We start from the raw sequence: 12,416 nt of genomic DNA on the forward strand, positions 1-12,416 counted from the left end.
CATCGATGAAGCCGCTGCACAAGCACCACTTCATCTACCGGCGCGACGGCGGCTCGGACGAGCGGACGAACCTTCGCCTCGTACACGCCGACTGCCATCGCCAGCACCATGCCGGCGACCACAGAAGGGCCAAGCAAGATGACCGACCCGCGTGACTCCAGGGGCCCGCTTGAGCCGGATGCGGTGAACAGCCGCACGTCCGGTTCTGAGGGGGCCGGGGGGCGGCAACGCCCTCCGGCTACCCGACTGAGCGCACTCACCGTGAGCCAGGACCCCGAGCAGAGCTGGGACGACCTCGTCCGGTTCTGGGAGGAGATGGAGTGGCCGGAGGGCAGCAAGGTGGAGATCATCGAGGGGATCGTCACCGTGTCACCACCGCCTTCCGAGAAGCACAACGACACCGCGGAGCTGCTTCACGAGCGCCTGTACGGCGCGCTCCCGGCCGGCCGCGACTGGGGCGTCTACCAGACGCTGGGGCTGACCTGCCCGGAGTCGGGCAGCCTGTACGTCCCCGACCTGTGTGTGGTGCCGAGAGCCGCCCTGCGCCTCGGCAGGCGCGTGCACGCCGGCGAGGCGGAACTGGTCGTCGAGATCACCTCGCAGAGCAACGCGAACCACGATCGCATCAAGAAGGCTCACGGCTATGCCGTCGCGGGTGTGCCGTACTACCTTCTCCTGGATCCCTGGCACTCGGGCCGCCCCACGGCAACGCTCTACGGCGAACCACGGGGCGGCACGTACCGCGTGCTCGCCTCGGTCGAGTACGGCGATCAGCTCAAACTGCCGGAACCGTTCGAACTGGTCCTCGACACCGGGATCTTCCCCTGCAACTGAGGGCGTGATCATCGTCGGGCCGCGATGAGTCGGGGCCTCTTCGGGGGTCTACCGTTCGTGGACGCCATGACACCCGCTGTGCTCGTGCTCGCCGGACCCGTCGGCCGGGGGGAGGTGGCCGGGCTGTGTGAGGACGTGCGGGGGCTGGTGGGACCGGAGCGGGTCGTGGTGTGCGATGTGGGCGCCCTGGGGCCGGCGGGGCTGGGAGCCGTGGAACTGCTGGCGCGGCTCCAGCTCGCCGCGCGGCGGGCCGGAGGGCGCGTACGGCTGCGTGATCCCGACCCGGGGCTACGCGCCCTGCTCGACCTGGTCGGCCTCGCCTTCGAGGTGGAGGGGGAGCCCGAACAGCGGGAACCAGCGCTGGACGTCGAGGAAGCAGTGGAACCCGGTGATCCTGCCCTCTGAGGTCTCCAGCACCTGCACCGCCCACGGCGCGAAGCCGCCCTGGTCCGGGTCCGGCTTGTAGTGCGCGAACCCCGGCAGCCCGTTGGCCTCGACGGGCAGCAGCCGGGAGCCCGCGCAGGACGCGCCCAGCGTGCTCATGAAGCCGGTGATGTCCGCGGGGCCGGTCAGCCACAGGTCGAACGGCGGCATCGTCATCACCGCGTCCTCGTGCAGCAGGGCGGTGAGCGCCGTCATGTCGTACCCCTCGAAGGCCTTCACATAGCGCTCCAGGAGCTTTTGCTGCTCCTCGTCCAGCGGGTCCGACACCGCCGCCCCGGCACCCCGGTCCTCGCGCTCGGCGAGGGTCGCGCGGGCCCGCTGGAGCGCGCTGTTGACCGAGGCGACCGTCGTGCCGAGCAGGTCGGCCACCTCACTCGCCCGCCAGGCCAGCACCTCACGCAGGATCAGCACCGCCCGCTGCTTGGGCGGCAGTTGCTGGAGGGCGGCCATGAACGCGAGCCGCACCGACTCCTTGGCGACGGCCGCCTCCGCCGGGTCCTCGACCGCCGGCAGGACGCGGCCGTCGGGCATCGGTTCCAGCCAGGTGTTGTCCGGCCGGGGCGCCAGCGCGGCCTGCGCGAGCGGCGTCGACTCGGTCAGGTCCATGGGCCTGGCCCGCTTGTTGCCCGCCGTCAGCATGTCCAGGCAGACGTTCGTGGCGATCCGGTACAGCCACGATCTGAGGCTGGAGCGGCCCTCGAACTTGTCGTGGCTCCGCCAGGCGCGGACCAGGGTGTCCTGGACCGCGTCCTCCGCCTCGAAGGAGGAACCGAGCATGCGGTAGCAGTACCCGGTCAGCTCGACGCGGTACTTCTCCAGCTGTGCGTCGAGGTCCGTCGTCGTCGCCGTGCCGTCGCCCATCGTCGTCCACCCGCCCCTGTGGCCGTTCCTTCGCGGGACGCATCGTCACGTCCAGCACTTCGGAAGCTACCGCAGCCCACTGACAACGGCCCCCGGAGTGGGGAAAACCCCTGGTGGGACGGGTGGGACGGCTCGCCCGGGGCTACGCCGGCACCGGCTGGCGCCGCGCGGCGACCCGCGCCGCCCGGGAGCCGAGCAGCGTGATCGTCACCACGCCCAGCACCGCCAGCAGCCCGACCCCCACCGTCCCGGCCCAGCCCTGGGCGTGGAAGGCGACCGCGCCGGCCGTGCTGCCCGCGCTGGAGCCGACGTAGTACGCGGACTGGTACAGGGCCGAGGCCTGCGCGCGGCCGTGGACGGCCGTCCTGCTGACCGCCGAGGACGCCACGGCGTGCCCGGCGAAGAAGCCCGCCGTGATCAGGACCAGGCCCAGCAGGACCGGCACGACCGAGTCCAGCAGGGACACCAGCAGGCCCGCGGCCGTCGTCGCGCCCGCCAGGTACAGGGCGCCCCTGCGGCCCACCCTGCCCACCAGCCGGCCCGCCGTCGACGCCGACACCGTGCCCACCAGGTACACCAGGAAGACCGAGCCGATGATGCCCTGCGGGAGCGAGAAGGGCGCCTCGGTGAGCCGGTAGCCGATCACCGTGTAGACCCCGCCGAACACCGTCATGAACAGCGCGCCGATCGCGTACAGCCGGCGCAGCAGCGGATCGGCGAGGTGGTCGCGGACCGTACGGGCCAGCACGCGCGGCCGCAGCGAGCCCGCGCTGAAGTGCCGCGGCGCGGGCAGCAGCAGACGGAAGGCCACCGCGCACACCACCGCGATCACGCCGACCACGCCCACGGCGACCCGCCAGCCCCACTCCTGGGCCACCCAGCCGGTGATCACCCGGCCGCTCATGCCGCCCACGCTGTTGCCCGCCACGAACAGACCGATCGCCGTCACCAGCGCCCTCGGCCGGACCTCCTCCGCCAGGTACGCCTGCGCCGAGGCCGGCAGCCCGGCCAGCGCGGCGCCCTGGAGCGCCCGCAGCACGACCAGCGCGCCGAGCGAGGGCGCGAACGGCACGAGCAGTCCGACCGTCACCGCGACCGCCAGGGACGCCGTCATCACGGTGCGCCGCCCGAACCGCTCCGACAGGGCGCTCATCGGCAGCACGAACAGGGCGAGACCGCCGGTCGCCGCCGCCACCGTCCAGCTCGCGTCGCTCGCCGTCACCCCGAAGTCCCCGGAGATCAGCGGCAGCAGCGCCTGCGTGGAGTACAGCAGCGCGAAGGTCGCCACCCCGGCGAGGAAGAGGGCGAGGCTCATCCGGCGGTAGCCGGGGCCGCCCGGGGCCATCCGGGAGTCGGCGGAAGGGATCTCGGGGGCGGGAACGGGCGCTGCGGCGTCCACGGTGGCGGACGCCCCGGTACTGGCGGGAGACATGCCACGACCGTAGGGACGGACCGTCTGATCCGTCCAATGCACACGACCGCCATAATCGTTCCCATGGTGCATCAGCAGAGCTCACCGGCGCGCGTGTCACCGAACAGTGACACGGAAGACATGTTCGAGATGGCGAAGGTGCTCGCGCCCCGCCTCGCCCACTTCGCGGGCGTCGCCCGCACCGAGCACGTCACCCGGGCCGCGCAGGAGATGCGGGTGCCGCAGTCGACGCTGTCCCGGGCCATGGTCCGTCTCGAACAGGACCTCGGCGTCGACCTCTTCGCCCGCCGCGGCCGCACCCTCTCCCTGACCCCGGCCGGCCGGACCTTCCTCGGCTCCGTCGAGCGCGCGCTCGCCGAGATCGGGCGCGCCGCCGACGAGGTGCGCGCCGACGCCGACCCGGCCACCGGCAAGGTCGCCTTCGGCTTCCTGCACACCATGGGCGCCGAGACCGTGCCCGGCCTCCTCCACGCCTTCCGCGCCGACCACCCCCGCGTCCGCTTCAGCCTGGTGCAGAACTACGGCGAGGCGATGCTGGAGCGGCTGCGGGCCGGCGAACTCGACCTGTGCCTGACCTCGCCGGTGCCCAGCGCGCCCGACCTCGTCGCCCGCCGCCTCGACGAGCAGAAGCTGCGCCTGGTGGTCCCGGCCGACCACCGCCTCGCCGGCCGCCGCCGGATCCGGCTCGCGGAGGCCGCCGAGGAGACCTTCGTGACCCTGGAGCCCGGCTACGGACTGCGCCGCATCACCGACGACCTGTGCCGCGAGGCCGGCTTCTCACCGCGGATCGCCTTCGAGGGGGAGGAGGCCGAGACGCTGCGGGGCCTGGTCGCGGCCGGGCTCGGGGTGGCCCTGCTGCCGCCCCCGGCCGTGCCCCGCCCGGGGGTCGCCGAACTGACGGTGACGGCTCCGCGCGCCGCCCGCGAGATCGGGGTGGCCTGGCTCGACGGCCACCCGGACACACCCCCGGTGGCCGCCTTCAAGAAGTTCCTGCTGTCCAAGCGCGGCAATCTGCTGCCCGGTTGATCCGGCACGGCCCCCGGTGATCCGGCGCGGCCCCTCGGCAGAAACGGCGCCGACCCCTGGCAGGCACGCCACCGTCCCTACCACCGCAGCGACTTGCCGAACCCCGCCGCGAGCGGCATCCGCAGTCCCAGCGGCGGCGGCGCGGCCAGCGCGTCCTGCACCGGCCGCGAGAACGGCCGCCCGAACAACGTCCCCATGACGAAGTCGCAGGCCAGCGCGTGGACTTCGGAGCGGTACTGGTGCAACCCGTGCCCGTCGGCGTGCACTTCGAAGCGGCACACGTCCCGGTTGGCCTTCTTCGCCCGCTCCGCGAACCGGAAGGACAGCTCGGGGTCGGTGCGCCCGTCGTTCGTGCCGTGCACGACCAGCACCCGGCGCCCGGCGAGCTGCTTCACCGGTTCGGGGGAGGCCGCCACGTCGTCCTCCGGCAGCCAGGGCGCGATCGCCACCACCGAGTCGACGGCCTCGTGACCGCCCGCGTGCAGGGCCGCCCGGCCTCCCATGTCCAGCCCGGCCAGGCACACCGGGACGTCGCCGTAGCGCCGTACGGCCTCCTCCACGGCCCAGGTGGCGTCGCGCGCCAGATGCGCCTCGCTGCCGTTCCAGCCGCGGTAGCGGTAGCGCACCACGTGGACGGCCAGGCCCTCGCCGCGTCCCGCGCGGGCCAGCCGGCGCCCGAGCGCGCGCACCGAGGAGGCCGCCAGCACCGGCGCCGGTCTGCGGGCCGAGACCTCCTCGCCGCCCGGGAGCAGCAGCACCACTCCGCTCACCGTGGCCGGCTCCGGGCCGAGCGTCCTTGCCAGCCGGGCCGTGCGAACCGGCGTCGCTTGCTGTGCCATGACAGAACAGTGTCAGAAGCAGTGGTGTACGCCACCCGTCCGTGCGGTCACCGTTACGTATCGACGGATGTGTACACCGGCGCCGTCTACGCGCGTAGGGAGTACAGTGCGGAAATGACGAGCCAGACTGCCCACCTGGGGAACACCCCGAGCTCGGACCAGATCCGCCGGGCGCCCAAGGTTCTGCTGCACGACCACCTCGACGGCGGCCTCCGTCCGGCCACGGTCGTCGAACTCGCCCGTGACTGCGGGTACACCCAACTCCCCGACACCGACCCGGAGAAGCTCGGCCTGTGGTTCCGCGAGGCCGCCGACTCCGGTTCCCTCGAACGGTACCTGGAGACCTTCTCCCACACCGTCGCGGTGATGCAGACACGGGACGCGCTGGTCCGCGTCGCCCGCGAGTGCGCCGAGGACCTCGCCGCCGACGGCGTCGTCTACGCCGAGGTGCGCTACGCCCCCGAGCAGCACCTGGCGGGCGGGCTCACCCTGGAGGAGGTCGTCGAGGCCGTCAACGAGGGCTTCCGGCAGGGCGAGCGGGCCGCGCGGGAGGCCGGCCGGCGCATCCGGATCGGCGCCCTGCTCACCGCGATGCGGCACGCCGCCCGGGCCCTGGAGATCGCCGAACTCGCCAACCGCTACCGGGACCTGGGCGTCGTCGGCTTCGACATCGCGGGCGCCGAGGCCGGCTACCCGCCCACCCGGCACCTGGACGCCTTCGAGTTCCTGAAGCGGGAGAACAACCACTTCACCATCCACGCCGGCGAGGCGTTCGGGCTGCCGTCCATCTGGCAGGCGCTGCAGTGGTGCGGGGCCGACCGGCTCGGGCACGGGGTGCGGATCATCGACGACATCGAGGTCCGCGAGGACGGCACCGTCGAACTCGGGCGGCTGGCCGCGTACGTGCGCGACAAGCGCATCCCGCTCGAGCTGTGCCCGAGCTCCAACCTCCAGACCGGTGCGGCCGCCTCCTACGCCGAGCACCCGATCGGGCTGCTGCGCAGGCTCCACTTCCGTGTCACCGTCAACACCGACAACCGGCTCATGTCCCACACCAGCATGAGCCGGGAATTCGAGCACCTTGTCGAGGCATTCGGCTACACGCTCGGGGACATGGAATGGATCTCCGTCAATGCGATGAAATCAGCGTTCATCCCTTTCGATGAACGCCTGGCAATGATCAATGACGTCATCAAGCCCGGATACGCGGCGCTGAAATCCGAATGGCTGTTTCAGCAGACCGCCACCACCAGCGGTTTCTCGGGCGATCAGCGCTGATAGGGGGACTCGGGATGCGGACGGGCTTCACAACCCGTCCGCATTTCGATGTTTGCGGCCGGCGGGTCGGCATGTTTACGGTCGTGGACCGCTCGGTTCCCCGTCTTCCATTTCAAGGACGCGTTTTCATGAAGCAGTCTGCCGCAAAGACCCTCGGCGTCGCCGCCCTCGGTGCCGCCTTCGCCGCCGCCGGTGCGGGCGCCGCCAACGCGGCTCCGTCCCTCCCGGACACCGGCCAGGCGCTGGGCACCGTCAGCAAGGCGCTCCCGGAGAACCTCACCGGTTCGCTGCCGGCCGGGCAGGCGCTGAAGCACGCCAAGCCCGCCGTCGCGACGGGTCTGGCCGCAGCCCAGCCGGTGGCCCAGAGCATGGTCGAGCACGGCCCGACCAAGCCGGTCGCCGGCCTGCTCGGCGGACTGCCCGTGCAGGGCCTGCCCACCCACGGCCTGCCGGTCAACGGCATCCCGCTGGGCTGACCCGCACCGCCCCCCCCCGTGACGCCGCCGGGGCGCCCTGGAAGTCCCAGGGCGCCCCGGCGGCGTTCGTCCGTCCCCGGCCCCGACGGGCCCCGGCCGTCACCAAGCCGTACGGGGGTTGTCCTCGGAGGGCAGCAGGATCCACAGCGCGATGTAGACCAGGAACTGCGGACCCGGCAGCAGGCAGGAGAGCAGGAAGATCACGCGCATCGTCGTCGCGGAGGTACCGAAGCGCCGAGCCAGCGCAGCGCACACTCCGCCGATCACACGGCCGTGGGTCGGGCGGGCAAGGGCGGTCATCTCGACTCCTCGTGAGCGGTCGGTCCGGGGCCTCCCCGTCGGCGGCTCCTTGTGACCACAACGCTACGGAGCCGACGGCGGCAGCGCGTCGCTCCACGGAGCGAGACCGACCCTGGAATAGGTCGGGGTCCGACCCTGAGCCGGATCGTCCTGGCGGACGGCCGGGGACCGCCGCCGCTCCGCCCTGCGGCGCAGCCGGACCCGGACCGCGGGGACGACGGCGAGGTGGGCGAGGGCCACGCCCACGGTGTTCAGCAGCAGCGTGTCCACGTCCACCACGCGGCCGGGCACGCCGGTCTGCAGCAACGCGATGCCCAGGGAGGTCAGGGCGCCCGCGGCGACCGTACGGGCCAGGGAGGCGAGCGGGGAGACGTCCAGCCGGCCGTGCGTCATGGGCAGCAGCGCGCCCAGCGGGGCGAGCAGCGCGAGGCCCTCACCGAGCCGTTCGGCCGCCTCCGGCCAGCCGAGCGCCAGGTCGGCGCGGACGGTGGCGAGCGGGCGCAGGTTGGCCGGCATCACCCAGGGCACGTCCAGCGGCCGCAGCGTGAGCCAGGCGACGAGCGCGAGATGGGCGACGAGGAGGACACCTCCTGTCACGCGGACGCGGATCGCGGGGCTGCCGCCGATGGAGCCTTGACGCTGCACGCCCCCCAAGACGCGACGACCACCACGATCGGTTCCGAGCCCCCCACACCCCACACCGCGGGGGAGCCCGGCCTCACACACCGCGGCCACGCCCTCAGCCGGCCGGCACCTCCGTCGACGGGGGCTCGGTCGTGCCGGGGTGGCCGCGCAGGGCCTCCGTGCACTCGTAGTGGCGGGGCCGGGTGCCGCCGGGGCCGCCCAGGACCACCGAACCGTCGCCCTCGGCGGCCGCCGAGTCGGACAGGGTGCACACGATCTGGGCGAGGGCGTAGGAGTTGAGGCCGGACGGGGCGGTGCTCAGGCGGAGGGTGTCCTCCGGGTCGTGGGGGCGCGGCCCGGTGACGGTCAGGCCGCCCGGCACGTGCGTGGTGTACCCGGCCGCCTTCTCGCTGGCCGAGGGCGGCGCGGCGAGCTGGTCCAGCAGGCCCTGCGCCACGATCACGCGCCGCCGGGCGTCCGCCGTGCCCTCCGGCACCCGTACCGTACGGTCGACGGTCACCAGGGACTGTCCGCACAGCAGGAACGCCTGCACGGGCACCCCGTGCGCGCCCTGCGTGGACAGCTCGGGCTGGGACAGCGAGCAGGGCACCCGCGACGGCGCGCCGCCGAAGTCGGTGGGCACCTCGGTGGGGCGGATCCCGCAGCCGGCGAGCAGCAGCAGCCCGAGGGCGGGAGCGGCCCGCAGCGCACGGCGTACGTTCATCGCGCGCCCCCCTTCGTGTCCTTGCCCCGGCGTGTGCCCTTGCCTCGGCCCGTGTCCTTGTCCCGGCCCGTGCCCTCGTCCCTGCCGCCGGTCCCGTCCCCGTCCCCGTCCCCGCCGGTGCTGCCGCCGGCGCCTTCGTCCTGCTCGGTCAGCGCGGAGGCGTCCCGGGGCAGCCGGAGCGTGAACACCGCACCGCCGCCAGGGGAGTTGGCGGCCGTGATGTCGCCGCCGTGGATGTGGGCGTTGTTCAGGGCGATGGACAGGCCCAGGCCGCTGCCCTCGGAGCGCGGGCGGGAGGCGCTCGCCTTGTAGAACCGGTCGAACACGTGCGGCAGGACGTCCTCCGGGATGCCCGGCCCGTGGTCGCGGACCTCGATGACGATCTCGTCGTCGGCCTCGCGCACCGACACCCGCACCGGCGAGCCGCCGTGCTTGAGCGCGTTGCCGATCAGGTTGGCGAGGATCACGTCCAGGCGCCGCGGGTCGAGGCGGGCGTGCAGGCCGCGCTCGGCGTCCAGCTCCACCGCGTCCAGCCAGGCGCGCGCGTCGATGCAGGCGGTGATCTGGTCGGCGAGGTCGACGTCGTCCAGGACCAGCCGGGCCGTGCCCGCGTCGAAGCGGGTGACCTCCATCAGGTTCTCGACCAGGTCGTTCAGCCGCCGGGTCTCGCTGACCACCAGCCGCACCGCCGGTTCGATCATCGGGTCGATGCCGCCGCTCTCGGAGTCCAGCTCCTCCTCCAGCACCTCCGTCACGGCGGTGATGGCGGTCAGCGGCGTACGCAGCTCGTGGCTCATGTCCGCCACGAAGCGGCGCGAGGCGTCGTCCCGGGCGGCCATGTCCGCGACCCGCTTCTCCAGCGCCTCGGCCGCGTTGTTGAACGTCCGTGACAGATCGGCCAGTTCGTCGGTGCCGGAGACCCTGAGCCTGGTGTCCAGCCTGCCCTCGCCCAGCCGGCGCGCGGCGACGCCGAGCCGGTGCACGGGCTTGAGCACCGTCGTGGCGGCGGCCTGCGCGAGCAGCGCGGCGCCGATCAGGGCGAGCCCGGTGGCGATCCCCAGCGACCAGGCCAGCGAGTTGAGGTCCTTGGCCTCCGGCTCCAGCGACTTGAGCATGTAGCCGGTCGGCCCGCCCCCGACCAGCCTGGTCCCGGCCACCAGGTACGGCGTGCCGTGCTCGGTGACCCGCTGCCAGTACAGGTGGTACGGCGACTTGTTGGCCGCCGACAGCGGCTGCCGCTTGTCCACCGCGGCGCGCAGGGACCCCGGCACGTCCTCCAGCGCGAAACCGCTCAGCCCGCCGGAGTTGCCGTACACCGTCCGGCCGGTGGGGTCCTGGCCGACCAGCAGCACGCTGAAGCGCTGGCTGCTGCCCGCCATCTGACCGGCCGTGTGCTGCAACTGGTCCTGCGACGGATGCACCGGCAGCGCGCCCGCCCGGTTCTGCATCTCCTGCTGGAAGTCCCGCAGCACCGCGTCCTGCGTACGGGTGAGCACCGCCTCGCGGTTGAGCCAGTACGCGATTCCCGAGGCCGACACGGCGGCCGTCAGGGCCACCAGCGCGAAGACGACGACCAGCCGCAGCCGCAGGCTGGTGAAACGCAGCCGGGACATCGCCCTTCCGCGCCCCGCGGCCCAGCCGCGGAGCCCCCCTTGCCGTTCGGTCACTGAGGCGCGTCCAGGCGGTAACCGACTCCGCGGACGGTACGGATCAGCGTCGGGGACGAGGGCACGTCCTCGACCTTGGCGCGCAGCCGCTGCACACAGGCGTCCACCAGCCGCGAGTCGCCGAGGTAGTCGTGCTCCCACACCAGCCGCAGCAACTGCTGCCGGGACAGCGCCTGCCCGGGCCGCCGGCTCAGCTCCAGCAGCAGCCGCAGCTCGGTCGGCGTGAGCTGGAGGTCCTCGCCGTTCTTCGTCACGGTCATCGCCGCACGGTCGATCACCAGGCTGCCGAAGGTCGCCGAGTCGTTCGCCTCCCGCTCGCCGCGGCGCAGCACGGCCCGGATCCGGGCGTCCAGCACCCGGCCCTGCACGGGCTTGACCACGTAGTCGTCGGCGCCGGACTCCAGCCCGACCACGACGTCGATGTCGTCGTTCCGCGCGGTCAGCAGGATGATCGGCAGCTGGTCGGTGCGCCGGATGCGCCGGCACACCTCGAACCCGTCGATGCCGGGCAGCATCACGTCCAGCACGATCAGGTCCGGCCGCTGCTCGCGCAACAGCTTCAGACCGTCCTCACCGCTGGCAGCGGTGGCCACCCGGTGTCCCTGGCGCGTCAGTGAGAGCTCCAGGGCCGTCCGGATGGCGTCGTCGTCCTCAATCAGCAACAGGGAAGGCACGGGCCTCATTCTGGCCCATGCCGGGCCGGGGTTTCGACACCTGGAGCGCTCCCACCCCGACTCGCGGGAACGATCCGCGGCGCGTGTGCGTCCTGGGGTTCGTTCGCGTAGCCGTGCCGCTCTGTGCTGTGACCACGCCGTGCACCGGCCGCGCGGGACCCCTGTGACAGGTCTGTGACAGTCGGCGGACACGGCGATGAAGTGGCGGCGGCAAGCTTTTCGGCACGGCGGGAAAGCAGGCCACCAGGCAGGCCGGACCGCCCGAACCGCAAGAACACCGGAAGTCCACGACGGGGGGCGCGAGATGAACACGCTGCACGGCAACAGCACCAGCGCAGTGATCACGCGTCTGCACGACGTGAACGGGGGCCGGGGGCACGAGAAGACCGGCGCCGATGGGGGTGCCTCCCGCTCGAGCGCGTTCGAGCGTGGGGGAGCGCGGGGGTGCGCTCGGGGCGCCGGGCGTCAGCACACCGGCTTCATGACGGTGGTTGACGCGAACACGGGGGAACCGCACGGGGGAAGCGCGTACAGGGAGGACTCGGGGGAGTGCCGGCGCTCGCTGTCGGAGGCGGAGTTCACCGCCTACGTCCAGGAGCGCCGCGCCTCCCTGTACGCGACCGCGTACCACCTCACCGGCGACCGCTTCGAGGCCGAGGACCTGCTCCAGAGCGCGCTGTTCTCGACGTACCGGGCGTGGGACCGGATCAGCGACAAGGCCGCGGTCGGCGGATACCTGCGCCGCACCATGACGAACCTGCACATCAGCGCCTGGCGGCGCCGCAAGCTCAACGAGTACCCGACCGAGGAACTGCCGGAGACGCCCGGCGACACGGACGCCATGCGCGGCACCGAGCTGCGCGCGGTGCTGTGGCAGGCGCTGGCCCGGCTGCCCGAACTCCAGCGCACCATGCTGGTCCTGCGCTACTACGAGGGCCGCACGGACCCGGAGATCGCGGAGATCCTCGGCATCAGCGTCGGCACGGTGAAGTCCAGCATCTGGCGGTCCCTGCGCCGGCTGCGCGAGGACGAGGTCCTCAGCTTCGGCCGTGACCAGGAGGAGTCCTTCGGCGAGCTCGTCGCCTGAGCGGGCGGCCCGGAGGCGGGGGGAACGGGGAACACGGGGGAACAACCGGGGGGCGGGGGAGCACCACCCACGGGGGAGTGTGGGGGAGCACCACAGGGAGCGGGACCGGAGGGCCGGGGGGTCCGTCCGGTCCCGCTTCCGCGTGTGCGC

General features: G+C 72.9%; 15 protein-coding genes. 7 read left to right on the plus strand and 8 right to left on the minus strand.

The genetic code is table 11. The features are described from left to right. Positions 1-5 precede the first annotated feature (5 nt). The 3 genes from IE217_RS24690 to IE217_RS24700 all read left to right on the plus strand — a co-directional run bounded on the left by IE217_RS24690 (position 6) and on the right by IE217_RS24700 (position 1,239). Positions 6-155, plus strand: a complete 150-nt coding sequence (locus IE217_RS24690; protein ID WP_229865602.1) for an HNH endonuclease — start codon at positions 6-8, stop codon at positions 153-155. A 106-nt stretch (positions 156-261) separates the two neighbouring features. Next, positions 262-834: a Uma2 family endonuclease gene (locus IE217_RS24695; protein WP_506004910.1), complete on the plus strand. Its 573-nt coding sequence runs from the start codon at positions 262-264 to the stop codon at positions 832-834. A 66-nt stretch (positions 835-900) separates the two neighbouring features. Next, entirely contained in the window at positions 901-1,239 is a 339-nt protein-coding gene (locus IE217_RS24700) for an STAS domain-containing protein (protein WP_190180144.1), read from the plus strand. Here IE217_RS24700 and IE217_RS24705 read toward each other — a convergent pair. Further along, positions 1,123-2,139 (minus strand): sigma-70 family RNA polymerase sigma factor, encoded by a 1,017-nt coding sequence (locus tag IE217_RS24705; protein ID WP_190180145.1) that lies wholly within the window; start codon positions 2,137-2,139, stop codon positions 1,123-1,125. The genes IE217_RS24700 and IE217_RS24705 overlap by 117 nt on opposite strands. Before the next feature lie 142 nt (positions 2,140-2,281). Next, entirely contained in the window at positions 2,282-3,571 is a 1,290-nt protein-coding gene (locus IE217_RS24710; protein WP_190180146.1) for an MFS transporter, read from the minus strand. Between the two features lie 63 nt (positions 3,572-3,634). Here IE217_RS24710 and IE217_RS24715 point away from each other — a divergent pair, with 63 nt between their 5' ends. Continuing rightward, positions 3,635-4,597 (plus strand): LysR family transcriptional regulator, encoded by a 963-nt coding sequence (locus IE217_RS24715; protein ID WP_190180147.1) that lies wholly within the window; start codon positions 3,635-3,637, stop codon positions 4,595-4,597. Between the two features lie 77 nt (positions 4,598-4,674). On the opposite strand, the gene IE217_RS24720 is transcribed toward IE217_RS24715, so the two are convergent. Further along, positions 4,675-5,436, minus strand: a complete 762-nt coding sequence (locus IE217_RS24720; protein WP_190180148.1) for an alpha/beta hydrolase — start codon at positions 5,434-5,436, stop codon at positions 4,675-4,677. Positions 5,437-5,550: 114 nt separating this feature from the next. Here IE217_RS24720 and IE217_RS24725 point away from each other — a divergent pair, with 114 nt between their 5' ends. Together IE217_RS24725 and IE217_RS24730 are read left to right on the plus strand one after the other, a co-directional pair. Further along, positions 5,551-6,714, plus strand: a complete 1,164-nt coding sequence (locus IE217_RS24725; RefSeq protein ID WP_190180149.1) for an adenosine deaminase — start codon at positions 5,551-5,553, stop codon at positions 6,712-6,714. Positions 6,715-6,842: 128 nt separating this feature from the next. Further along, positions 6,843-7,190 (plus strand): ATP-binding protein, encoded by a 348-nt coding sequence (locus IE217_RS24730; protein WP_190180150.1) that lies wholly within the window; start codon positions 6,843-6,845, stop codon positions 7,188-7,190. Positions 7,191-7,289: 99 nt separating this feature from the next. Here IE217_RS24730 and IE217_RS24735 read toward each other — a convergent pair whose 3' ends face one another. The 5 genes from IE217_RS24735 to afsQ1 form a co-directional block, all read right to left on the minus strand. Continuing rightward, entirely contained in the window at positions 7,290-7,490 is a 201-nt protein-coding gene (locus tag IE217_RS24735; RefSeq protein ID WP_190180151.1) for a PspC domain-containing protein, read from the minus strand. Positions 7,491-7,553: 63 nt separating this feature from the next. Further along, complete coding sequence (locus IE217_RS24740; protein WP_190180152.1) at positions 7,554-8,135, minus strand: VanZ family protein; 582 nt, start codon at positions 8,133-8,135, stop codon at positions 7,554-7,556. Between the two features lie 94 nt (positions 8,136-8,229). Next, the gene (locus tag IE217_RS24745) at positions 8,230-8,838 is read right to left on the minus strand and encodes a hypothetical protein (RefSeq protein WP_190180153.1); all 609 of its coding nucleotides are present in this window, start codon (positions 8,836-8,838) and stop codon (positions 8,230-8,232) included. After that, on the minus strand, positions 8,835-10,505 hold the full coding sequence (locus IE217_RS24750; protein ID WP_373298126.1) for a sensor histidine kinase: 1,671 nt from the start codon (positions 10,503-10,505) through the stop codon (positions 8,835-8,837). The genes IE217_RS24745 and IE217_RS24750 overlap by 4 nt, the downstream gene beginning before the upstream one ends. Further along, complete coding sequence (gene afsQ1 / locus IE217_RS24755; RefSeq protein ID WP_189703548.1) at positions 10,502-11,179, minus strand: two-component system response regulator AfsQ1; 678 nt, start codon at positions 11,177-11,179, stop codon at positions 10,502-10,504. Before afsQ1 ends, IE217_RS24750 begins: the two co-directional genes overlap by 4 nt. A 304-nt stretch (positions 11,180-11,483) precedes the next feature. Between afsQ1 and IE217_RS24760 the strand changes: the two genes are divergently transcribed. Continuing rightward, positions 11,484-12,266 (plus strand): SigE family RNA polymerase sigma factor, encoded by a 783-nt coding sequence (locus IE217_RS24760; RefSeq protein ID WP_190180154.1) that lies wholly within the window; start codon positions 11,484-11,486, stop codon positions 12,264-12,266. The last annotated feature ends 150 nt before the right edge of the window (positions 12,267-12,416 follow it).

The sequence above is a fragment of the Streptomyces naganishii JCM 4654 genome, assembly GCF_014650575.1.
Taxonomy (GTDB): domain Bacteria; phylum Actinomycetota; class Actinomycetes; order Streptomycetales; family Streptomycetaceae; genus Streptomyces; species Streptomyces naganishii.